General features: G+C 44.9%; 17 protein-coding genes and 3 riboswitches. Of the genes, 7 read left to right on the top strand and 10 right to left on the bottom strand.

The features are described 5' to 3' along the window. Positions 1-10: 10 nt before the first annotated feature. Together DWX23_RS06150 and dinD are read right to left on the bottom strand one after the other, a co-directional pair. Positions 11-1,126 carry an efflux RND transporter periplasmic adaptor subunit gene (locus tag DWX23_RS06150; RefSeq protein ID WP_122373810.1) on the bottom strand — a complete coding sequence of 372 codons (1,116 nt, stop codon included), beginning with the start codon at positions 1,124-1,126 and terminating at the stop codon, positions 11-13. A gap of 215 nt (positions 1,127-1,341) precedes the next feature. Then, entirely contained in the window at positions 1,342-2,175 is an 834-nt protein-coding gene (dinD, locus tag DWX23_RS06145) for a DNA damage-inducible protein D (protein ID WP_122373940.1), read from the bottom strand. 244 nt (positions 2,176-2,419) lie between these two features. On the opposite strand from dinD, the gene DWX23_RS06140 reads away from it, so the two are divergent. Next, complete coding sequence (locus DWX23_RS06140; protein WP_233587512.1) at positions 2,420-3,334, top strand: AraC family transcriptional regulator; 915 nt, start codon at positions 2,420-2,422, stop codon at positions 3,332-3,334. A 6-nt stretch (positions 3,335-3,340) separates the two neighbouring features. On the opposite strand, the gene DWX23_RS06135 is transcribed toward DWX23_RS06140, so the two are convergent. The 8 genes from DWX23_RS06135 to DWX23_RS06100 form a co-directional block, all read right to left on the bottom strand. Further along, on the bottom strand, positions 3,341-3,670 hold the full coding sequence (locus DWX23_RS06135; RefSeq protein ID WP_122354327.1) for a DUF2149 domain-containing protein: 330 nt from the start codon (positions 3,668-3,670) through the stop codon (positions 3,341-3,343). Continuing rightward, positions 3,654-4,253, bottom strand: coding sequence for a MotA/TolQ/ExbB proton channel family protein (locus DWX23_RS06130; RefSeq protein ID WP_122373939.1), 600 nt, complete (start codon positions 4,251-4,253; stop codon positions 3,654-3,656). The genes DWX23_RS06135 and DWX23_RS06130 overlap by 17 nt, the downstream gene beginning before the upstream one ends. Next, complete coding sequence (locus DWX23_RS06125) at positions 4,250-4,933, bottom strand: hypothetical protein (protein WP_183668314.1); 684 nt, start codon at positions 4,931-4,933, stop codon at positions 4,250-4,252. Before DWX23_RS06125 ends, DWX23_RS06130 begins: the two co-directional genes overlap by 4 nt. A gap of 3 nt (positions 4,934-4,936) precedes the next feature. Next, positions 4,937-9,199, bottom strand: a complete 4,263-nt coding sequence (locus DWX23_RS06120; RefSeq protein WP_122373809.1) for a cobaltochelatase subunit CobN — start codon at positions 9,197-9,199, stop codon at positions 4,937-4,939. 91 nt (positions 9,200-9,290) lie between these two features. Beyond that, positions 9,291-9,935, bottom strand: coding sequence for an HmuY family protein (locus DWX23_RS06115; protein ID WP_122373808.1), 645 nt, complete (start codon positions 9,933-9,935; stop codon positions 9,291-9,293). Positions 9,936-9,976: 41 nt separating this feature from the next. Beyond that, the gene (locus tag DWX23_RS06110; RefSeq protein ID WP_158607052.1) at positions 9,977-12,205 is read right to left on the bottom strand and encodes a TonB-dependent receptor; all 2,229 of its coding nucleotides are present in this window, start codon (positions 12,203-12,205) and stop codon (positions 9,977-9,979) included. Positions 12,206-12,280: 75 nt separating this feature from the next. Next, positions 12,281-12,571, bottom strand: a riboswitch (cobalamin riboswitch). A 699-nt stretch (positions 12,572-13,270) separates the two neighbouring features. Next, positions 13,271-13,774 carry an anaerobic ribonucleoside-triphosphate reductase activating protein gene (nrdG, locus tag DWX23_RS06105; RefSeq protein ID WP_122354322.1) on the bottom strand — a complete coding sequence of 168 codons (504 nt, stop codon included), beginning with the start codon at positions 13,772-13,774 and terminating at the stop codon, positions 13,271-13,273. A gap of 25 nt (positions 13,775-13,799) precedes the next feature. Then, a complete protein-coding gene (locus DWX23_RS06100) occupies positions 13,800-16,007 on the bottom strand; it encodes an anaerobic ribonucleoside triphosphate reductase (RefSeq protein ID WP_122373806.1) in 2,208 nt (735 codons plus the stop codon). A 287-nt stretch (positions 16,008-16,294) separates the two neighbouring features. After that, positions 16,295-16,577: riboswitch (cobalamin riboswitch) on the top strand. 58 nt (positions 16,578-16,635) lie between these two features. Here DWX23_RS06100 and DWX23_RS06095 point away from each other — a divergent pair. From DWX23_RS06095 to DWX23_RS06070, 6 genes are all read left to right on the top strand, one after another. After that, on the top strand, positions 16,636-16,851 hold the full coding sequence (locus DWX23_RS06095; protein WP_122354320.1) for a cysteine-rich CWC family protein: 216 nt from the start codon (positions 16,636-16,638) through the stop codon (positions 16,849-16,851). A 1-nt stretch (position 16,852) separates the two neighbouring features. After that, positions 16,853-18,367, top strand: coding sequence for an acetyl-CoA carboxylase biotin carboxylase subunit (gene accC, locus DWX23_RS06090; RefSeq protein WP_122373805.1), 1,515 nt, complete (start codon positions 16,853-16,855; stop codon positions 18,365-18,367). A gap of 36 nt (positions 18,368-18,403) precedes the next feature. Further along, positions 18,404-18,925 carry a biotin/lipoyl-containing protein gene (locus DWX23_RS06085; RefSeq protein ID WP_122363681.1) on the top strand — a complete coding sequence of 174 codons (522 nt, stop codon included), beginning with the start codon at positions 18,404-18,406 and terminating at the stop codon, positions 18,923-18,925. Between the two features lies 1 nt (position 18,926). Continuing rightward, positions 18,927-20,459, top strand: coding sequence for an acyl-CoA carboxylase subunit beta (locus DWX23_RS06080; RefSeq protein WP_122373804.1), 1,533 nt, complete (start codon positions 18,927-18,929; stop codon positions 20,457-20,459). 118 nt (positions 20,460-20,577) lie between these two features. Then, a riboswitch (cobalamin riboswitch) is annotated at positions 20,578-20,862 on the top strand. A 60-nt stretch (positions 20,863-20,922) separates the two neighbouring features. After that, complete coding sequence (locus tag DWX23_RS06075) at positions 20,923-21,135, top strand: hypothetical protein (protein ID WP_122363683.1); 213 nt, start codon at positions 20,923-20,925, stop codon at positions 21,133-21,135. Positions 21,136-21,137: 2 nt separating this feature from the next. Next, positions 21,138-22,814, top strand: a complete 1,677-nt coding sequence (locus DWX23_RS06070) for a putative transporter (RefSeq protein ID WP_122373803.1) — start codon at positions 21,138-21,140, stop codon at positions 22,812-22,814. Positions 22,815-22,853 lie beyond the last annotated feature (39 nt).

The raw sequence follows: 22,853 nt of genomic DNA, 5'->3' as shown, positions 1-22,853 counted from the left end.
GTTCTTCCTATTATTGTTTAACCTGGATCGGAGTTCCTTCGCGCAGTAAACCTACACCTTCGGCAACGATCACGTCACCGGCTTTCAGACCTTCGTTCACGATATATTCCTGGCCTCCGTTCACACGGGTGATATTGACCTGAGCCGATGTAGCTTTGCCTTCTATGACTTTATAAACGTATACTTTATCCTGTATTTCGAATGTGGCTGTTTGCGGGATCACGATACTGCCCGATTTCTCTGTCGACAGGATAATGTTTCCGGAACTGCCGCTGTAAAGGATCTCTTCTTCGTTCGGGAATACGGCACGCAGGCTGACTGTTCCGGTATTGCGATCGATAACTCCACTGATCGTTTCGACTTTCCCTTTTGCCGGATAAACGGATTTATCATTCAGTTGCAATTCTACTTCCGGCATCATCTCCAAAGCCTTCTGTTTGGAACCGTATTGGCGGGTGAGGGCCAACAGTTGATTTTCCGTCAGGGAAAAGTAGACATACATGTTCGAATTATCTGAAACAGTTGTCAACGGTTTAGGCGAATTGGCGCTGACCAACGCTCCGACACGGTAGGGTAGTGTTCCGACAACTCCGTTGGACGGACTTTTTACCTCTGTGTATGAAAGGTTGTTGCGGGCACTCAGTTCCTGTGCTTTCATCTGCGATAACTGTGCTTTGGCACTTAACCACGAGTTTTCTGCGGTTTGCAGGTCGAAAGCCGATACTACATTTTGTGCATGCAGTTCTTTTTTGCTGTCGAACGTCAGCTTTGCCGTGTTCAGTGCAGCTTGTGCAGCTTCCACATTGGCAATTGCTGTTTGCAGGGCTGCCTGATAAGGGACCTGGTCGATGATGAACAACAACTGTCCTTTTCTGACAGCTTGTCCTTCTTCCACACATAACTGTGTGATAAATCCTGAGACCTGAGGATAGATGTCGATATCCTGTCGTCCGCGTATCGTGGCGGAATAAAGACTGCTCAGGGTTTTGTCGGTTGTGGACACTTTCAGTACTTTGTACTCATTGTTCACCTGCATAGCCGGTTGTTCCTTACAAGAGCTGGCTATAAGGCAAAGAAGCCCTACCCCGATGCCGCTCAGGCATCTGGCAAATAAATTTTTCTTCATTTTTTCGTAATTGTTTATTTAAAATCCCGGCAGCGGATTCTTCCAAAATCAAAACATCAATAGGGTGATATTCGAATGAGAATAGTTTGCTACTCTTTGATATTTACTGCCTTAACTAATAACCGGTGCAAATGTCCGACTTTTTAACAAAACAACGATGGTCGAAAAATGAATATATTTGTTCCAAATTTGAACAGCAGCGGGGAAGCTGCCTACTACCTTTTCTTCTTGGGATCGTTCAGCTTTTTAGCATCTTTTTTCAGTCGTTTCTCTACCTTTTTTATATCTTCTCCAGCAGGAAATTGTTCGGGAAATATGCCTCTGCTAACCAACATATCTCTTACGGCCAGGTTGTTATCCACATGCTCGTTTTCGATGGAGGTTTGTCCGTATAAATTGTTCTGCTGCACATTGACGGAGGTCATTTCTGCGGCAAAATCCTTGGCTTTTATATTGATTGTCGGTAGAAAATCAGCCAAAGGGCGGCTGTCGGGTACTCCTAATTTGCGCTTGAGTAGTTTGGTATCGATACGAAACAATGCTTTATCCCCTTTGGAACGTATGGTAGCAAAGCCTTTGCTGTCTATGCCTCGCTCATATAAAACGCCGGAAAGTAGCTTTTCTGTTTCGGCTAGTTTAGTGCGTGCAGTTACGCGTTCGTAATCTAAAAAACGTTGTTCTACAAGCTCTGCTCGTCTTGTTTGTACGGCGAAGTAGTTTTGTGCAAAAGCTATTTCTGGCTTACGGGGATCACCATTTTGTGCAATTAAGTAGCATGCATAACGTGTTAGGAGGATGTTATCTACCTCTCTTTCAGCACCTTTGGCAAGCTCGATCATTTTGCTGACGTCAGCAAAATGATCGGTAATTTTCTCACCGGCATTTTTACATGCTGTTTTCGCTTTTTCTATGATAGTCAGGAAATTACGCCATTGTACATAGCCTAATAAGGGATATAATTCTCTAGCACTCCAACACTCTACTCCATTGTAATCACAAACAATACTCTCAAATTGAGTAAATAACTCTTTAATTTCTTCTGTTTTCATAGTCTCCGTTTTTATTAAATTGTTACAAATATAAAAATAGATATTGAACAAAGCATGCATTTCTATATAATTATTTCTTATTAGTTGATTAATATGCTGTGCGATCATTTTGCGGACGTCCGCAAAATGATCTTTTATAGTTTCGGTCGGACCATTTTGCGCACGCCCGCAAAATGGTTGTATAAAACCAACCCGGAGTCGCTTTCGGATATATTTTCTATCTTTGCATCCTTATAAAATAGATATGGAAGAATCCTTTTTGCGGCTAAGTATTGCGGACTTGCTTCGTTTTAAAATGAATCTGAAGTCCTATCAGGATAAATTGGTTATTGTGAGAATGGATGGTAACAATCACAGGAATCCAGGATTCAAAGAAGATGTTTCTATTCGCCTGGATGCCTTTTCCATCTTTCTGGTTCGGCAAGGAGACATAGAGATTACTATAGATGATTTTACCTATCATTTATCTGATAATCTATTGTTGAATATAATGGATATGCACTCGGTAAAGAATTTTCGTTTTTCTTCCGATTTCAAGGGCTACCATCTGATCATCGAACGCAATCTGTTTTCCGAGATTATGTTGAACAGCCGACGTATGCCTGCTGCTTATATCGCTTCCCTGCATACTCGTCCTATCCAACATCTGGACGAAGAGGAAGGGCTTTTGCTGGAAAATTGCCTCTGCCGTATCGAGCGGAATATCGACCGTACGGAACATGCGTGGCAACGCGATATTATCCTGAACGAACTACGCGGCTTTTTATTGGAGATGAACAACATTGTCTATCAGGCAAACCGTCATAAAGTGAATCCGAATCCGCCGGCAAAAGATGTATTGCTTTTCCTGTTTATCCAGTTACTGAACAAACATTGCCGGACAGAACATTCCGTTTCTTTCTATGCGGGCGAATTGTGCATTACCCCCGAGTACCTGTCGCGTATAATGAAAAGTTTCAGTGGAAGAACTGTCAACCAATGGATCAGTGAAGCGTTGATGCGCGAAGCCGAGATTCTTCTGCGGAATCCGGATTTATCCATTCAACAGATCGCCGACATGCTGAATTTTTCCGATCAATCATCCTTTGGGAAATTCTTTAAAAAGCACAGAGGAGTTTCACCGGTTGCTTTTAAACGGCAGTATACCGAGGAGAAATAACTATTCTTACTCCGGGACGTAGATGATCTCCCCGTTTTCCAACTCGTAGGCAATCCCGACTTTACGTCCTTTCTTCCCTTCCGATTCCTGGTTTTCGGAAGGTGTATATCGCTGGATTGTTTCTCCTTTTTTTGTGATGATCTCCATATTTTCCTTCCCGGGATTCTTTACCAGTGAAAAGTCTTCCTTAGAGAAAAGTTCGGTCATATTGAAGCGAGTTACAAGTGCCACCATCAATGCGACAGCGAAAACCATTGCCACATCAAACAGATTGGCAACCACTCCCATCGGGTCAGAATCCCCGTCTGAATGAAGCAACTTATTTCGCTGTCCCATGGTGCAGGTTTTTATAGATATATTCCAAATCATTGATGTCGCGTGCATACCAACGTTGCTTGACTTGCAAAGTGACGACCCCTATTGCGGCGATTACCATACCCACTACCGTCGTGGCGAATGCTACCTGCATATTATACGCCATTGAAGCAATATCACCCGTTGAAAGACCTACCAGTGCCGGCCCCATCGGGATCAATGTCCCCATCAGACCCAGCATCGGTCCCAGTTTAATAAAATTGCGCGAGCGTCCCAATTCCTTTTCTGCTTCCACTTCATAATTAGCCAGCAATCGTTCGCAATAAGCAGTATTCTCTTTGTGGCTGTATAGCTTCTGCATGCAGCGTAATAAAGGAATGTTTTTATTTTCAGGCAGTTTTTTGTAAAGTTCATCTGCATTGGCAGGTGTCATTTCCTCGAGCATATCGTTTATCTGTTGCTGCAGGCGCGTCTTTTGCCAGAACTCCCCGAAGAAACCGCCCGCCATCAGGATGGCTCGCAGGAAGAAAAGTAATAACAGTACGACTACCGGTATCAGCAGTCCGTTGGATATCCAGAATAAAGCATTTGAAATAGATGTCATATCCGTGTTTTTTTTATCATTTTCCATATAAATCCGATCAGTGCCCCTGTTACAAATATACCCAGTGTGACGAGGGTAGCATATATGTTGACGTTGGAGACACTCTCATAACTTGTTTTCCCGTTCTCCGTGGCAATGATCCCCGTCAGAATAATGAACAGGTTTGTGACGAACAACAGTTCCAGGCGGAGACTGCGATCCCCCAGGTACTTTTTGAGGAACCATCCGGCACCAACCACTCCGATGCCGCTGATTGCCGCAAAGCTCCATGCCATTCTGTGGAAACTTATCCCAGGGAAAGCAAAGATCGTTTGCGTAAGTGTATAGGCCAGTACCAACATGATCAGTAATCCCGGATAGTATTTCAGTATCCGTGTCAGGTTGCGTTTGAAGAAAGTATCATGCCGCCGGAAACCAGCAAAACAATCGAAGCAAAAAGCGATCATGACCGTCGATTCAATTGTGATCATGACGGCAGCATCCTGCATACGTGCCGGCGAAGCAAGGAAATCCGCAATCTGCGTTTTCGACTGTTCCGTAGCCCAGGGCCAGATTGCCAGGATAAAGAGACTGCATGCCACACCAGCCGCCAGTATACCGTAGAAAGATTCATAAAACCCGATCTTCAACAGAAAATTGAGAGCGATGAATCCGAGTAATATGCCTACTACATACTCCATTTTTTATTTTTTTCTCCGTTTCAGGACAAATACCAGCAGGAAGAACAGTGTAACGACAGAAACACCGATCAATATTCCATCCAACGTCTGGCTTTCTTTTTGCGGAACCTGATTCAACTGATCCTTTTTCAATACCACCTGCTGTCCCGTTTCCACCAGTGCTTCTTTTATTTCTGTGATATTCTGCCGGTACTCGCGTGCCTGTTGGTCAGGAATCCGGGAAGCGATAAATTCTTTTAACTTGTCATTGTCGCAAACGAATCCGGTGCAGGCCGGTTTGAACTCTTTCACCAGGCTTGTATGCAACTCGGCTATCTGCTGTAACTGTTCGTCCGTAGCCTTCCAGTAGCCTTTACGAGCTGTTTCCAGCATGACGGCAGTCATCTCCTGCAGAGCGGCCGGGCTTGCGTTCTTAAAGAACTTATGAATGCCCAATTGTTGTTCGTCGAGTATGTACATTTTATACAGATCGTCCCAAAGTTCATGGTCGATGGTAGAAGGTTTCATTACATTCCACCCGTACGTATTACGGAATGTTTTTGAAAAATTCTCGGCAGTCGTTTCTCCCCCCTTCATCTTTTCCTTGATATATTCCGGATTGAGCAGGGTGGTACGGCTTTCTACTCCGATCGCTTCCCGCAGGTTTTGCATGCGCACGTTATGGCGGTTACGATAGTCGGACAGGTAAGCTTCCGGATCTTTTCCGGTGACATTTCGGACGGATAGGTTTAAACCACCCATAAATTCATACATGTGATCGAGGCTAAGTGCTCCCCATGTATTACTTTGGCGGGGCTGCATTACGATATCGGTATGTTGCAGGGCGACTTCGAACAGGTCTTTTACTACTGCTCCCCATTTATCCGGGTCACCGTAGATAGCTCCCATATTATTCAGATATGTGTCTGCAATCTGTGATTCTTCTTCCCAGGCATCCCCTTTTTCTACCAGACCGGTGATGCCGGTACCGTAGCCGCCGTTCACAGCCCCGAAGATACGCATGGTGGAGAGTTCTCGTGCTTCTCTGGGTGATATTCCTTTTTCTACCAGCAGTTTTTCCGATTCGACGGCACCTTCCGCCACATAATTTCCGTATGAGTCGCCTTCCGATCCGGCGGCCATACCAACCGCTTTGCTCAACATGGCCAGGCGGGAGGCGGCGAGGTCGCGGAGTTGTCCGGATGTCTGTACAACGATGTCGATACGCGGGCGCTTTAACTCTTCGGATGGGATCAACCGGATGTCGGTGACACGGCCCATGCCGTCACGTACCGGCTCGACTCCGAGCATGTAAAGGGCTTGGGCGAAAGTCGCGCCCTCGGTTTCTATAAATTCACCGGCCCAGAAAGTATAGCTGACCTTACGCGGCCAGTCCTCATGTTTCTTGAAATAAGTTTTCAGTGTCGTTTCTGCCAATAGCTTGCCATTATCCCAGGCACGTGTGCTCGGCGTCGCTTCGGCATTGATGGAAAACATATTCCGTCCGGTTGGCAGCGTATTGGGGGAAAGAATTACATCGCCGCCGGGACTGGGAGCAATATATCCGCCGTCCAGTGCATGCAGTATGCTCTGTAGTTCCGATTCGGGAGACGCTTCGAGCAATTGTTTGTAGTTGATTACATTTTTCAATGTACGTTCAATTTCCAATACGGCAAAAGAAAAGTCTTTTTCCTCTTGGGGTACTTCCGGCAAGACTGCCTGTTTTCCCTCTTTTTTTGCTTTCTTGCGTGCTTCGATCCGTTTCTTTACCCAATCCGGCATTTTACCTACTTTCGGCATTCCGGCAGGCATTTTCATCCCTCCGTTATCATCGGAATTATCTTTTCCAGAACTACCGTTATCTTCTCCTGCCGCCATTGCCATCATTTCGCTCATGGATAGCTGGCGGGGATTGACTGCCATATCCGTGGCGCGTGCTTTCATCAGGTCGGCACGGCTCAGACCCGCAAACTCCAGCATCAGCCGGTCCGGGTTTTGTTCGCGGGAGGCAAGCAGTTGTTTTAATCTGGCCTTGACCGGAGCCAGATAATGACGGGAGATATAAGTATTGTTCTCCAATTGTTTCCGGGTGATTTTATTATTCAATGCGTCTAAACGTGCAAGGCTGTATGCGAGCGGATCGGCCGACATGGCGATGACTGTCGATTCGATATCTTCCTTGCCGTATGGCTGTCCGAGCGTATAAAGGCGTCCGGTCATTTTTTCGTTGGAGATTTCTTCTGCGAAGTTTTCGATTCGCTCGATCTCTTCCGCTGTATAAGGTTTACCTGCTATGCTATCAAGTTGCAGGTCCCTTTGCAGTCCGAGTTTCAGAACGGCAGCTTTTATCCGTAATCCTATTTCCGGTTGTTTGTTTTCAGGGGCCTGGTACCAATCATCGATATCTTTGAACAAGCCGGAGAAACGATCCCGTGTGCGGCTTTCCATGAAAGGAGGTGTTAAGTGGGATAACATGGCGGCATGCGTACGGCGTTTAGCGATGATCGCTTCGCCCACATTGGCAATACTGTAATAATAGAAATGGGGGAGGCTGCCTATCAGGCAATCCGGCCAATCCCTGTTGGATAACCCGGCTTGTTTACCCGGGGTGAATTCCAGGCTGCCGTGCGTGCCGAAATGGATGAGGGCGTCGGCCTTGAATTCATTCTGAACCCATAGATAAGGGGCGAGATAGGCATGTGGCGGGGCAACGCTGGCTCCGTGTACGATATGGAACTCATCGTTACCTTCAGCGGCATGCGGTTGAGGGAACAGGACTACATTTCCGAATTGCAGGCGGGCAATGGCCAGTGATTCTTCTCCGTCATGCGTTGCACTCAGATAGTCTCCCGGGGCTTCCCCGTATTTGTCGACTACTTCCTTGTATTTTTCCGGGACGAGCGTATGGGCGGCCCATTTTTCATAAGTGCTTTTGCTTACCCATAGCGGATTACCGTTTTTCATGAAATCATCCTGTGCCCCTTTGGCATAGGCTCCGAGTACAGCCCCCTGTTTCTTCAATAGTTGGCTGAAACCTTCAAAAGTATCGGGCAGTCCGTTTACCGTATATCCTTCCTGTTTCAGTCGTTTCAGCAGTTCATAAAGGGAAGGGGCCACTTCCAGTCCGGCTGCGACGAGCGATGCCTGGCCAGCCGCTTTGAAGTAGCAGATAGCCACCCGTTTATCTTTGTTCGGTTTCTTGCGCAGTTGCAGATAGTTCTTTACGTTTTGGGTGAAATTGTCCAGGCGTTCACTTTCCGCATCGAACATAAAATAGCCGTTCTCGTGCTGGTTCTGCGTGGAGATTACCAGCGGATCGATACCTCCGTCTATTTCCGGGAGTACGATACGGGCTGTCAGGTAACCGCCGGTTACCCCTTTGTTCTTATCATCGCTCAGCCATTCATCGCGGCTTAGCATGATAGAGAGCGGACAGAAAAGCGGAATATTGTTTTCTGTCAGCCATTGAACGGTTTTATCGCCTCCCAATCGTCCCATCGGCAGATAAATGACGGCATCCGGATGAACACTTTCCATCAATTGCTGCCGTTTGGCGGCTGATGCGATCGGGTACACATTGAAACCGGCATCTGTCAGGCGGGTGATCAGACTGTCGATATAGCTTCGGTTGCCTTCCAAGGGAGAGGTCATACCTGAAACAAAGGCAATGCGAGGGGCATCTTCCTTGTATATTTTCTTTTCACGCAGGTGGTTGGTCAGTTCGTCGGCAGTCCGGTAAAATACGCCGTCTTCCAGATGGAAGAAAATGTCGGATGGGATCAGTATCGGTTCGTCGGCTTTTGTTTGGAATAGTTTCCGGCTGTCGAAGGTGCTACGGATATAATGCAACATATTCCGGTAGTTCATACGGCTCCGGTTATTATAATAAATATCGAGTTGTTCCTGTTGCAGGCTGTCGACATTGTGATTGCTGATGGAGCCGGATGAAAAGACAAAGGTATATACAGCGGTTCCTTTTTTCCCGGCAGCATCGATATTTTCCGTCTGTTCTTCCGTCAGTCGCAAACCCGGACCGAACAGCAGGATCGCATCGTAGCCTTTGAGCGACGACGCATCTTCAGCCTTGACCTCTTTCACTTTTATCAAGCGGCTGTCGCTTGCCATTGCAATGTTGGAAACCTGGTAAGACGGGAAGTTTACCAATGCAATTTTAGTGGGGGATAACAGCAGGCTATAAAAAGCATACAAGCCGAGTACCAGCAAAAGTGCCAGCCCGGCTTTCCATCCCGCGGATTTGTGTTGACGGAGGAATTGAATAACAGACATATTATAAAAGAATAAGCAAAGGGAAGGGAGACTGGAAAGAGTGAATGTGTGTCTGATGTATCTCCCTTCCTTCGCATTGATTAACTAATTGTTATTTAAACGGATATACGTATTCGAAAGTAATGTGACCTGATTTGTCTTCATCATTCATAAATGTTTTCATGATCAATTTAGCATATTGGCCGTCTGCTGTGCGAATAATAAAAACGTTTTTGTTGTAACTCCATGTGCTAGTCATATAGTTATAGAATGCCCATCCTGTATTTTCTCCAACTTTAAACGCATCATTTCCTGTTGTTTCGTAATATGTAGGAGGCATACCACCAGAAGCCATTACTTTCATTTTACTATCAGTAATAAATCCTGTAGTTGGTATAGATGTGACTTTGCTAAAGTCAGTTTCCTTTGTATCAAGTGCAGCACCTTGTCCTTTGCCCGATTCTCCTCCATTTGTCCGGATGTTATAGCGTAAAAATGCTATATCCCAACTTGAATCGGTAGCATAGTTTTCTTGGTCTACTTTTATGATTTCACCTTTTTCAAAAGAAAAATAAGTCCATTCTGTAAAACTTTGGGCTTCAAATTTTACTTCTTTAGCTTTTGCTTCCGGCTCTGGTTTGTCTTTATTATCATCATCGCTACAAGCTGTAAAACTGATAGAAGACAGGATAATAGCTACGGCCAACGCCCCCTGCTTTAGGTAAGAACCCGATTGGAAAAAACTTTTTGTTGTCATAATAAAAAATTAATTTGTTGATTAAACGTATTACTTGAAAATCAGAATTTAAATAAGATAGAGCCAAACACACGAATTCCCGGATCGTAGGTTGTATAATGAGCCGGATCTTTATAGTTGAACATATTCTGTACACCCGCAGTTGTTACTAACGCCATATGGTTCAGTTTCCAAGGAGTGTATTGTGCTGTTAGTTTCCAGAGACTATATGCCGGTTGAGGATCAGTCGTGATGGTTTGGATGATTTCTCCGGTTTGTTCATCTTTTGTGACTTCTTCCTTATCGTTTATTTTCTTTGAACACCAATGGCCGGCAACAGATACAGAAGCCTCTTTTTTGCAAACGTTGAAACGATAAGAAGCGTTGCAGCTAATGGCGTGACGTGTATTGCCTTTAAGTTGTAATTCAGTATTCATATCTTTGGCATCAGTATAAGCATAACTACCATGCAGGTAAATTTGCCGGATGGGGTAATAGTCTACTGTGACTTCTGCACCACGTATACGGGCATCATCAACATTGCTATAGCGTAATTCGGTGGAAGTTATGCCATTTTCATCTGTAATATTGACGTAGGCTGATTGTATCTTGTTTTTAATGCTATTTTGATATATTTCAGCGCTAATATTTAGATTGGAATGTGTATATTCGGCTGAAAATGAGAAGTAATTGGACTTTTCTGCTTTTAGATCAGGATTACCTATATTGTGTGATACGCTACCCATCATAAAATCAGAATAAAGTTCCGTTGCGTCAGGAGCTTTAAACCCTTTACTATAACCTCCACGGAATTTCCAGTTTCCAGGATTGAACATTAGATTTACTTTAGGAGTATAAGCATCTCCAAAAGCAGAATGGTGGGTATAACGGAAACCTCCTATAACATTCAATAGAGGTAGAACTTGCCAGTCTGCTTGTACGAATCCGTTTATGTCATGTACTTTACGGGTTTTTATTTCTGTCCCGTATTGCATATCATTATAGTCTTTATTCCAGTTAAATTCCCCTCCAAATACCATTTGAAGGTTGTTAAGTGGAGTATATATATCTGTCAAACGTAGTGTTTGTACATTAGATGATGCATTTTTAGATATGGAGTCTAATTTTTCATATACTGTTTTACGGGTATAAAAGTCCCCATAATATACAAGTTTTAATTGATTATATTCTCCTAATTCTTGTTCCAGTGAGGCTCGGAATGTTTTATTAAGACTTTTATAATGTGTATTTTTAGTACTTAACGGAGGATTTTTAACATCATTCAGATAAAAAGTTCCAGACGCATTTATTTTTGTTTGTTTATGTGTCCATCCTAATTTTTCTTCAAATGTCATGTTTGACGATGGTTGTTTTGTGAAGGCTTCTGGTGTTTCAGGTGTCAGATCGTACCCATCAGTAGAGTTTCTGTTGAACAGAGTTTGTGATGTGAAGTCTTTATATGCAGTACCAAAGCTACCATCAAGCAATAGTTCATTGAAGCGAGAGTAACGGGCTTTAACCCAACCTTCTGCTAGGCGTTCTGGTGTTTTCGTTATGATATTAACAATCATACCGATTGCGCTTGAACCGTATAAAGCAGAAGCAGCTCCCTTTATTATTTCTATTTGTTTGATATTGGAGGTACTAAGACGTTCAAAGTCTATAGGACCTCCGGGTGTATTAGATAGACGTTCTCCGTCAACAAGGATCAGAACATATTTGTTTTCAAGTCCTTGAATACGAATATTATCTCCTCTCGGATCGCTATTGAATTGTAAACCAGGGATAGTAAACTCCAACGCATCCATGATGTTCTCAAAGTCGTTGCGTTGCAATTGTGCGGCAGGAATTAGTCGGGTAAGGACTGGTGTGTTAGAGATCGTTTTCTCTGTTCGTGTTCCGGTTACAACCACTTCATTCAGATCGAATATCCCGGCATTCATCTGGATATCCATTTCTTTTTGCGCTCCGTTGGCATTGAACTTGATGGTTTGTTCCATGTAGCCGGTCGAACGGACCAGCAGGTTGTAACTTTTACCTTCGATCAGTTCTATGCGGAAACGGCCGCCTGCGTCGCAGGCAGTACCGATTAATGTTCCCGGAACATTAATCGTAGCCATAGGTATACCTTCTCCTGTTTCGGAATCGATAATTCTACCGGTTAATACACAAATTCCGGTTTGTACCTGTTCTTTTTCCGGTGTATTGACAGTCTGACTCTCTGCAAAGCTGGTTGCAGGTGTAAACACGCACACCGAAAGTAAAGACATAGCAATACCTTTCAGTCTCATATAAGTAAGCATATAAAATGGAAGAATTTTGTATAGAAATTCTGCCTTGTTAATCTTCTGCCCTTTATCCCGAGAGCATCAATAAATTGATCAGGCAGGTTTTCTGACTTTCCCGGCTTTGCAAGGCCTTCCCGACGGTATAGTTGATAGTTGACATGTGACAGTTGACAGATAAAATGCGGACAGAAAAACTGTCAATTGTCAACTTTCCACTGTCAACTGAATCGTCAGTGGCATGGAGTTGCAAGCATTTCCGGCAAGTGCCGGAACGGGATTACAGCAACGGGCATTGTTCCGGATTTACACCGGATTCCCTCTCATCACCAGCAGAATGCTTCGTGATTCACCTTAATCCGATGCAAAAGTAGTAAAGTATTTTTGAATATAAATGCTATTTATTTATTAAAAAATCTTTTTGGTATTGTTTTGAAGTACAGGATAACCGTTCTAAAATATTGTTTGCATGCAGGATGATTTGATCCAAGAATGTCAAAATGTTATTTTAGTAGATGTGTGGAACGATTGTGCCGGAAAGGTGATGGGATGGATGAGTTTTATAGGATTCTCAGAAGGCTTTAGTTTGTCAAAGAGAATGTGTTATTGCAGAATATGATATCGCGTAGAGAGTATTTACTGGATTATTGTGTCTGTTTGTTTCTTGAAATAGATATTCCTGTTGTTTGTGCTATTTCGTCTCTTGCCTGCTTTTTAGGTGTTCTGGAAGTGATAAACTGCTAAAAAACATCTAAATCAAGCCTGAAAAGGTATCGACTCCTCTTTTGTGTAACTTATTTTAACGCTTTTTCCGTCTTAAATGGATCGTCACTTCATTTAAAACAAAAAAAAATTCGTTTTAAACGAAGTGGCAATTTCTTTAAAATAAGTTTTAGGAAATGATTTGCGGAGATATATGTTAATTATTGTAACTTAAAATCTCCTGGAAGTGTTATTTAGGAAAGCACTGCTGTTATTCATTTTATTAAATATAAAACATATTAATATTAGAAAGATGGATTTTGAATCATTTTGTTATAATCTGTTTTCTGTAAATAGAATAACCTATCGCTAAATGATAAACGGATTGTAATTATAGAAAACTACTTTTTTCTCTTTCAGCGATTTCTTTACATCGATCAATCTCTGGTTGCTGCTGCCACGGAACAAAAGACTTTCGTCGTGCAGAGACTGTTTGAATTTTCCGTCTACCAATACGTCGATATATTGAAGCAGTTCGGCCTGTTTGGGGTTTTGTAATAATCTCTCAAATTGATAACCCGTATAGCACCAGATATTTTTCCGGCTCTTTTCTTTGATGGCACGTGCCAGCTTGGTAAAGCCTTCCGGTTGGAACATCGGATCGCCACCGCTGAAAGTAACGTCGGCGAAGTCGTCTGCCAGGACTTTTTCCAAAATCTCTTCCGTCGGGGTTGGCTTGCCTTTCTTTATATCCCATGATTCCGGATTGTGGCAGCCCGGGCATTGGTTCGGGCATCCGGCAGCGTAGATAGCAGTCCGGAATCCCGGACCGTCTACAGTTGTATCCTCTATTATGTCAATAATCGAAAGCATGGTTTAATGAATGTTCAATCATTTTTTAGTTATGTATAATACGATCATTTAGTTCCGCTAATTTGGCATTATTCCAGCGGTCGGTTGTTCCTACCAGGTAACCGGTGATGCGCTGCAACTTATCCAAATGCTTACTGCCGCACTTCGGACATTCTTCCATGTGAGCATCTGCATTTTCATAGCCGCATTCCAGGCAACGGTTACGGTTATGGTTTACTGAGCCGTATCCGATATTATATTTGTCCATCATGTCGACCACTTTCATGATCACTTCCGGGTTGTGGGTTGCATCGCCGTCTATTTCGACATAGAAGATATGACCGCCACCTGTTAATGCGTGGTAAGGAGCTTCTACTTCTGCTTTATGACGGGCACTGCATTTGTAATATACCGGAACGTGGTTGGAGTTGGTATAATACTCACGGTCGGTTATGCCGGGCAATATACCGAATTTCTTGCGGTCGCGTGCCGTGAATTTGCCGGAAAGACCTTCGGCCGGAGTTGCCAGCACACTGTAATTATGCTGATATTGTTCCGAGAACTGATTTACGCGGTCGCGCATATAAGTGATAATTTTCAGACCTAGCTCCTGTGAAGCCGCGTCTTCGCCATGATGTTTGCCGGTTAGGGCAACCAGACATTCAGCCAGTCCGATGAATCCGATACCCAGTGTTCCTTGGTTGATAACCGGAGCGATCGTATCTGTCGGTTTTAACTTCTCGCTACCCAGCCAAAGTGAAGTCATCAGCAACGGGAACTGTTTGGCATAAGCTGTTTTCTGGAATTCCATACGCTCATGCAACTGGCGTGCAGTAATTTCCAGCATTTCGTCCAGCTTGGCAAAGAAGCGTGCGGTGCGGAGTTCTTTATCTTCGATATCCATACATTCGATAGCCAGGCGTACGATGTTGATAGTCGAGAAAGAAATGTTTCCGCGTCCGATAGAAGTCTTCGGTCCGAAGCGATTCTCGAATACGCGGGTACGGCATCCCATTGTTGCTACCTCATACATATAGCGTTGCGGATCGTCCGCTTTCCAGTCTTCATGCTGGTTGAATGTAGCATCCAGGTTCAGGAAGTTCGGGAAGAAACGGCGGGCAGTCACTTTGCATGCCAGTTCGTACAAGTCATAGTTGCGGTCTTCCGGCAGATAGCTGACGCCACGTTTCTTTTTCCATATCTGGATCGGGAAGATAGCCGTTTCGCCGTTGCCGACACCACGATAAGTACTTTTCAATATCTCACGAATGATGCAACGCCCTTCGGCTGAAGTATCCGTGCCGTAGTTGATAGAGCTGAACACCACCTGGTTGCCACCGCGTGAATGAATGGTGTTCATATTGTGAATGAAAGCTTCCATCGACTGATGGACACGGCTGACAGTTTTATTAATAGCATGCTGTATGATCCGTTTGTCACCGCTCAGGCCATCCAGCGGACGCGTTACATAGTCGTCCAGTTCTTTATTATACAGATGTGAGTAATCCACGCCGTTCAGGTCTTCCAGGTTCTTGATCTCTTCAATAAAGCTGTTACGTACGTAAGGAGCCAGATAGAAGTCGAAAGCGGGGATAGCCTGTCCGCCGTGCATTTCGTTCTGAGCTGTTTCCAGGGAGATGCAGCCCAGGATGCTGGCTGTCTCGATGCGTTTTGCCGGGCGTGATTCGCCATGTCCGGCAGAGAATCCATATTTAAGGATGCGGTCCAGTGGATGCTGAACGCATGTCAGGCTCTTGGTCGGGTAATAATCTTTATCATGAATGTGCAGGTAGTTGTTTGCAACGGCCTCTTTTACCTCTTCACTCAACAGGTAATCGTCGACGAACGGTTTGGTGGTTTCACTGGAGAATTTCATCATCATGCCTGCAGGAGTATCTGCATTCATATTGGCATTTTCGCGCGTGATATCGTTCGATTTAATGTTGATAATCTCCAGGAACATATCGCGTGTTTTAGCTTTACGGGCCACACTGCGCTGGTTACGGTAAGCGATATATTTCTGTGCAACGTCCTTACGGCTACTGTTCATTAGTTCCAGTTCGACTGCATCCTGTATCGCTTCGACTGTCATTTGCGGTTCTCCTTTGAATGAAATATGATCCGTAATCTGGCGGATCAGCTGCAAATCCTCCCCATTTTCTGTATGCAGCATGGCTTTTCGTATCGCTGTTACTATCTTCTCCTCATTAAATCCGACGATACGTCCATCCCGTTTGATAACTGTTTGTATCATGATAAAATTGATAATATATTTATGTTGTTTTTACTCCAACAAAGGTATGCTTAAACTGTATATGGTGTTCTTTTTGGAAAACTTTTAACGAGTTAAATTATGTCAATCTTCTGATTATTAGATATGAAATAGAGAAAAGTGGAAAACTTTTATATTTTTTATGTCGAAAATGTTTTCCAAAAAGGATAGTCAAGTGTGAGCTCTCTTCTAACCATTGCATTATCAGCCTCTTATGTGTCCTAATAAAAAATATGCACAATCTGGAGTAAAATGTGTAATATTTTCTCTACATTTGCCGCCGAATCGGTTCTGTATTATCTGGTCGGGTGATACAGATTAAAAGGGAATCGGGTGTAAATCCCGGACAGTCCCGCTGCTGTGAAGCTCCGTTCAACATTCTGAAAACAACTAATGCCACTGACGATTCAGTTGACTGTGGAAAGTTGACAGTAGACAGTTTTTCTGTCCGTATTTATCTGTCAACTGTCACATGTCAACTATCAACTTTCCGTCGGGAAGGCTTCAGAATGGGAGTCAGTCAGAAGACCTGCCATTCATTAAAGGCTCATGTCCTCGTGGGTTAGGATACGGGTTCGAAAAGATTGTTTATTTCAAAAATTATCAGATTATGGAGAAAGATTGTCCGCGTTGTGGGGTCTCCTTTGTATGCCGGGTAGACGATATCTCTGCCTGTCATTGTGCACCTGTGAAATTGGATGAGCTCCAGCTTGCTTATGTAAAGATGCATTATCCGGGATGCTTATGCAATTCCTGTTTGAATGAGATAAAGAAATATTTCTATGCCTGCGAGGTGAATCCCCGCTATAAACATTTAAAGCATTGATATGATACGGAAAATATTGATCGCAAATCGTGGTGAGATCGCGGTGCGTGTGATGCGCTCCTGCCGGGAGATGGGAATACAGTCTGTGGCTGTATTTTCGGAAGCCGACCGGGCCGCCCGGCACGTGCTTTATGCCGATGAAGCTTGCCTGATAGGCCCTGCGGCCTCCAAAGAGAGTTATCTGGATATTGAAAAAATTATTCAGGCAGCCAAACTTCATAAGGCAGATGCTGTTCACCCCGGTTATGGCTTTCTTTCGGAGAATGCCGCTTTTGCCCGGAGATGTAAGGAAGAAGGGATTATTTTTATCGGTCCGGCTCCTGAAACGATGGAAGCGATGGGAGATAAGATCTCTGCCCGCAAACGTATGATCGAAGCCGGCGTACCGGTAGTTCCCGGAACACAGCAGCCGTTGCAGAGTGCGGAAGAGGCAGTTCGGGTTTGTAAGGAGATCGGTTTTCCTGTGATGCTGAAAGCATCGATGGGCGGCGGTGGAAAAGGGATGCGGCTTATTTATAAAGAGGAAGAGGTGGTGGAAGCCTATAATTCCGCCCGTTCGGAATCTCTTTCTTCTTTTGGAGACGATACTGTTTATCTGGAGAAGTTTGTGGAAGAGCCTCATCATATCGAATTTCAGATTCTGGGCGATAATCACGGGAACGTGATCCATCTCTGCGAACGTGAATGTTCGGTACAACGGCGTAACCAGAAGATCGTAGAAGAAAGCCCGTCACCGTTTATTACGGCTGAATTGCGGAAAGATATGGGAGAGAAAGCTGTTGCTGCGGCAAAGGCCGTTAATTATTCCGGTGCAGGTACCATCGAGTTTCTGGTGGACAAACATCGGAATTTTTATTTCCTGGAAATGAATACCCGCCTGCAGGTGGAGCATCCTATCACGGAAGAAGTATTGGGTGTCGACCTGGTAAAAGAACAGATCCGGGTGGCTAACGATGAGCCGCTCCATATCCGTCAGGAAGAGATAGCCCAGCGTGGCCATGCTATCGAATGCCGTATCTGTGCGGAAGATACCGAAGCCGGATTTATGCCGTCTCCCGGTGTGATCAGGCAACTGACGGAACCGAACGGCATCGGTGTCCGTGTGGACAGTTATGTGTACGAAGGATATGAGATACCGGTTTATTACGACCCGATGATCGGCAAACTGATCGTATGGGCGACTAACCGCCAGTATGCAATCGAACGTATGCGGCGTGTACTGCACGAATACAAGATCACCGGATTGAAAACCAATATCAGCTATCTACGCCGGATCATGGATACGACTGATTTTGTACAGGGGAAATATGATACTTCTTTTATTGCGAAAAATGCGGAACAATTACAGCATCCGGTAAGTGAGAGTGGTACGGAAACCGAGAATGTGGCTATGATCGCTGCCTATATCGATTATCTGATCAACCTGGAGGAAAACAAGTCGGGGTTGGCGTCGGATAACCGTCCTATCAGCCGCTGGCGTGAGTTCGGTCTTCAGAAAGGCGTCTTGCGCATTTAATAATTGGCTCATTAGCATATTAGAAAATTATTCATTATGGAAATACATATAGGAAAAAGAGTGGCGGATGTATCGCTGGTCAGCAAGGAAGGGAATAAGGTGCAGTTGACGATAGACGGTGTCCCTTATGAAGTCGATATTATGATGGCCGAGAACGGTGCCTGCTCTATTTTGCACAACGGTAATTCGTATAATGCCGAACTGATCCGGGGAGAAGGGGGCAAAAGTTATACGGTGAATACACATTTCCTGTCTTATGCCGTCGATATTGTCGATACACAGATGAAATATCTGCGTATGCGTAAGAGCAGCGAAGAACGGCAGGATAACAAGATCGTTTCTCCTATGCCCGGAAAAGTCGTGAAGGTACTGGTGGAGAAAGGCGACCGTCTGGAAGCCGGAGATATCGTCGTCGTGATAGAGGCGATGAAGATGCAGAGTAATTATAAGGTAAGTTCAGCCTGTACGGTACGTGAGGTATTGGTCAAAGAAGGAGATTCGGTAGCAAGCAACCAGGTTCTTCTGTCGCTGGACGTAATAACAGATAAAGAAGAATAAAATGGGAAAGGAACAGTTGTATAAGGCCTTTGAAGAACTGGATAAGACAGCTTCGCAGGGAGGTGGTATTACCCGTATCGAAAAGCAGCATGAATCCGGCCGGATGACAGCCCGCGAACGGATCGATATGTTGCTGGATAAAGGGACGTTCAACGAATTGGATAAATTTGTGGTTCACCGCTGTACGAATTTCGGCATGGATAAGAATAAAATCCCCGGCGACGGGATCGTATCTGGCCACGGTAAAGTAGACGGACGGCAAGTCTTTGTCTATGCCTACGACTTTACGGCCTACGGAGGTACGTTGAGCGCGACGAATGCCGCCAAGATAGTGAAAGTTCAGCAACTGGCACTGAAAAGCGGTTCACCGGTCATTGCCCTGAACGATTCGGGGGGAGCCCGTATCCAGGAAGGTGTGAACAGCCTGGCCGGATATGCATCTATTTTTTATCAGAATACGATGGCTTCGGGTGTCGTTCCTCAGATCTCGGCTATTCTGGGACCTTGTGCCGGTGGGGCCTGTTATTCTCCGGCATTGACCGATTTTATCTTTATGGTAAAGGATAAAAGCCACATGTTCATTACCGGACCGGATGTAGTCAAGGCGGTCACTCATGAGGAAGTGGGGAAGGAAGAGCTGGGCGGTGCCTATACGCATAGCAGTAAGAGCGGTGTCACCCATTTTATGTGCGATACGGAAGAGGAAACATTGATGAGCATTCGCGAATTGTTGAGTTTCCTTCCTTCAAATAATATGGAGGATGCACCGGTCATTTCCTGTTCCGACGATGTCCGGCGTGAAGATGAAGCTTTGCAGCAGGTGATCCCGGATGATCCGAATGTGCCTTACGATATCAAAGATATTATAGAACCGGTTGTCGATAATCATTATTTCTTCGAGGTAATGCCTCATTTTGCAAAGAATATCGTAGTCGGTTTCGCCCGCTTGGGCGGACGTTCGGTAGGTATCGTTGCCAATCAACCGGCATTTCTGGCGGGTGTGTTGGATATCGATGCTTCCGATAAGGCGGCACGCTTTATCCGCTTCTGCGATTGCTTCAACATCCCGTTGATCACATTTGAAGATGTTCCGGGATTTTTGCCCGGTTGCCAGCAGGAACATGACGGTATTATCCGCCACGGCGCCAAGATCGTGTATGCTTATGCGGAAGCGACCGTTCCCAAGATCACGCTGATCACCCGGAAAGCCTATGGCGGTGCTTATATCGTGATGTCGAGCAAACCGACCGGAGCCGATATAAACCTGGCCTATCCGATGGCTGAAATCGCCGTGATGGGAGCTGAAGGTGCTGTGAATATCCTGTACCGGAAAGCAACCGGCGAAGAAAAAGAACAGGCAATGAAAGAGTATACCGAGCAATTCTCCAATCCTTACCGGGCAGCCGAACAAGGATTTATCGATGAGATTATCATGCCGAGGCAAACTCGCTTCAAACTGATACAGGCGCTGGAGATGGCGAAGAACAAGAGCCAGAGCAATCCGCCGAAGAAACATGGCAATATGCCATTATAACGATTTGATTTTGTTGTTAGAATTTATGAATGGCAATCCCTGTCGACCGTGAGGCTGGCAGGGATTTTTTTATTGTAAAAAACTTATGATTAAATAGTTGTTATATCTTTTTATTTTGTAGTTTTGCCGTCGAATTGGTTCCGTATCGTCTGGTCGGATGATGTGGATTAAAAGGGAATCGGGTGTAAATCCCGGACAGTCCCGCTGCTGTGAAGCTCCGTTCAACATTCTGAAAACAACTAATGCCACTGACGATTCAGTTGACAGTGGAGAGTTGACAGTTGACAGTTTTTCTGTCAGTATTTTATCTGTCAACTGTTATCTGTCAACTGTCAACTATTGCGTCGGGAAGGCTTCAGGATGGGAGTCAGTCAGAAGACCTGCCGTTCATTAAAGGCTGTTTTTCTCGTGGGTTAGAAAAGTAGTTCGAAAAGAATATTTATCGTTTAAGGAGGTAACATTTATGGAGAAGCTTTGTGCGCGTTGTGGCGCGAAGTTATCAGGTTGTGACGGCTTTTCGCCGGAGGATCAGCATGTATTTACCGGTCTGGATCAATGCCAGCAGGTTTTTATCAGGGTCTATTATAAGGATTGCCTGTGCCCTTCATGTGTTCAGCATGTAAAGGATAATTTTTATGCTTTTGATATTTCATCTGCATATCTGAAAAATAAATAATTATGGAGTGGATAAGTGAACTGCTGTGGGGAGAGGGAATAGGGCATTCTATTCTTTTGTTATCGCTGGTGATCGCTGTGGGAATCCAGTTAGGCAAGATCAAGGTATTCGGTATCTCATTGGGTATAACCCTGGTGTTGTTTGTCGGTATCTTACTGGGACATTTCGGTTTTACCATTAATCCAGCCGTGATCCATTTCTTCAAGGAGTTCGGGTTGATCCTGTTCGTTTATTCTGTCGGTATGCAGGTCGGTCCCGGTTTTTTCTCTTCGTTCAAAAAGGGGGGGATGACATTGAACGGGTTGGCTTGCGGAATTGTTTTCCTCGGCGTTGTAACGGCCTTGGTCATTCATTTCATAACGGATATTCCCATGCCGACAATGGTCGGTATTTTGTCGGGAGCGGTAACAAATACGCCCGGTTTGGGTGCGGCCCAACAGGCTTTTACCGATATGACGGGTACATCGAATGAAACGATCGCACTGGGATATGCTGTCGCTTATCCGCTGGGGGTTGTCGGTATTATCCTTTCCATGTTGTTTGTCCGCTACATTTTTCATATCAGTTTTGAGAAAGAGACAGAACAACTGGAAGCGGAGAACGATGTGCATAACAGTGAAGCGACTCCCATATCGCTTGTCGTGAAGAATCCCGCACTTTTCGGACGGAAGGTGATGGAACTCGGCGCTTTTCTCGAACACCGGCAATATGTGATATCCCGTATCTGGCGGAAGAAGAGCAATAAAGTCGAGATCGTGACCGGCAATACGATTCTGGATGAGGATGATAAGATATTTGTGATCACAACAGAGCATGACGCAGAGACTATAAAAACATTTGTCGGTCCCGAAATTGAAATGGACCGTAAACAGTGGATCCCTGCTGAAAGTGCTTTTGTGAGCCGTCGTATTCTGGTTACCAAACCAGAATTGACCGGTTCCCGTCTGGGTGATTTGCAGTTACGGCGTTTGCACGGTATCAATGTGACGCGTGTAAACCGTGCCGGAGTCGAATTGGTGGCTACTCAGGGACTGCAATTGCAGGTGGGCGACCGCGTAACGGTGGTCGGTAGTGAACTGGCTGTCGATAAGGTGAGTACGATATTGGGTAATTCGATGAAGCGTTTGAATGAGCCTAACCTGATCCCTATTTTTATCGGCATCGCTTTGGGTATTATTCTGGGTAGTATCCCATTCACTGTCCCGGGAATCCCGCAACCGATCAAACTAGGTCTGGCGGGTGGTCCGCTGGTGGTTTCTATTCTATTGAGCCGCTTCGGATATCGTTACAAGTTGGTTACTTATACGACCCAGAGTGCCAACCTGATGCTGAGGGAGATCGGTATAACCATGTTCCTTGCTTGTGTCGGTTTGAGTGCCGGAGACGGATTCGTGGATACGATTGTCAATAAAGGGGGATTTGCCTGGATCGGTTACGGTTTTATTATAACGATGTTACCGCTGTTGATTATCGGTTTTGCCGGCAGGTATTTCTTCAAACTGAATTATTTTACGCTGATGGGATTGCTGGCCGGTAGTACGACCGACCCTCCTGCGTTGGCTTATGCGAATGCAACGGCAGGCAACGACGCTCCTGCAGTCGGATATGCGACGGTTTATCCGTTGACCATGTTCCTGCGCGTACTGACTGCCCAATTAATGATATTATTCTTCTGCTAAATTTAATAGATTTGGTTGTTAGAAAATTGTTCAATAATA

This window comes from Parabacteroides sp. AF18-52 (genome assembly GCF_003479145.1).
GTDB classification, from domain to species: domain Bacteria; phylum Bacteroidota; class Bacteroidia; order Bacteroidales; family Tannerellaceae; genus Parabacteroides; species Parabacteroides faecis.
This window is presented reverse-complemented; position numbering and strand designations above follow the sequence as displayed.

What these genes read in the sequence shown, in the direction of transcription:
- DWX23_RS06150 (WP_122373810.1), bottom strand. Translation starts at nt 1,126, where the DNA reads ATGAAGAAAAATTTATTTGCCAGATGCCTGAGCGGCATCGGGGTAGGG.
- dinD (WP_122373940.1), bottom strand. Translation starts at nt 2,175, where the DNA reads ATGAAAACAGAAGAAATTAAAGAGTTATTTACTCAATTTGAGAGTATT.
- DWX23_RS06140 (WP_233587512.1), top strand. Translation starts at nt 2,420, where the DNA reads ATGGAAGAATCCTTTTTGCGGCTAAGTATTGCGGACTTGCTTCGTTTT.
- DWX23_RS06135 (WP_122354327.1), bottom strand. Translation starts at nt 3,670, where the DNA reads ATGGGACAGCGAAATAAGTTGCTTCATTCAGACGGGGATTCTGACCCG.
- DWX23_RS06130 (WP_122373939.1), bottom strand. Translation starts at nt 4,253, where the DNA reads ATGACATCTATTTCAAATGCTTTATTCTGGATATCCAACGGACTGCTG.
- DWX23_RS06125 (WP_183668314.1), bottom strand. Translation starts at nt 4,933, where the DNA reads ATGGAGTATGTAGTAGGCATATTACTCGGATTCATCGCTCTCAATTTT.
- DWX23_RS06120 (WP_122373809.1), bottom strand. Translation starts at nt 9,199, where the DNA reads ATGTCTGTTATTCAATTCCTCCGTCAACACAAATCCGCGGGATGGAAA.
- DWX23_RS06115 (WP_122373808.1), bottom strand. Translation starts at nt 9,935, where the DNA reads ATGACAACAAAAAGTTTTTTCCAATCGGGTTCTTACCTAAAGCAGGGG.
- DWX23_RS06110 (WP_158607052.1), bottom strand. Translation starts at nt 12,205, where the DNA reads ATGAGACTGAAAGGTATTGCTATGTCTTTACTTTCGGTGTGCGTGTTT.
- nrdG (WP_122354322.1), bottom strand. Translation starts at nt 13,774, where the DNA reads ATGCTTTCGATTATTGACATAATAGAGGATACAACTGTAGACGGTCCG.
- DWX23_RS06100 (WP_122373806.1), bottom strand. Translation starts at nt 16,007, where the DNA reads ATGATACAAACAGTTATCAAACGGGATGGACGTATCGTCGGATTTAAT.
- DWX23_RS06095 (WP_122354320.1), top strand. Translation starts at nt 16,636, where the DNA reads ATGGAGAAAGATTGTCCGCGTTGTGGGGTCTCCTTTGTATGCCGGGTA.
- accC (WP_122373805.1), top strand. Translation starts at nt 16,853, where the DNA reads ATGATACGGAAAATATTGATCGCAAATCGTGGTGAGATCGCGGTGCGT.
- DWX23_RS06085 (WP_122363681.1), top strand. Translation starts at nt 18,404, where the DNA reads ATGGAAATACATATAGGAAAAAGAGTGGCGGATGTATCGCTGGTCAGC.
- DWX23_RS06080 (WP_122373804.1), top strand. Translation starts at nt 18,927, where the DNA reads ATGGGAAAGGAACAGTTGTATAAGGCCTTTGAAGAACTGGATAAGACA.
- DWX23_RS06075 (WP_122363683.1), top strand. Translation starts at nt 20,923, where the DNA reads ATGGAGAAGCTTTGTGCGCGTTGTGGCGCGAAGTTATCAGGTTGTGAC.
- DWX23_RS06070 (WP_122373803.1), top strand. Translation starts at nt 21,138, where the DNA reads ATGGAGTGGATAAGTGAACTGCTGTGGGGAGAGGGAATAGGGCATTCT.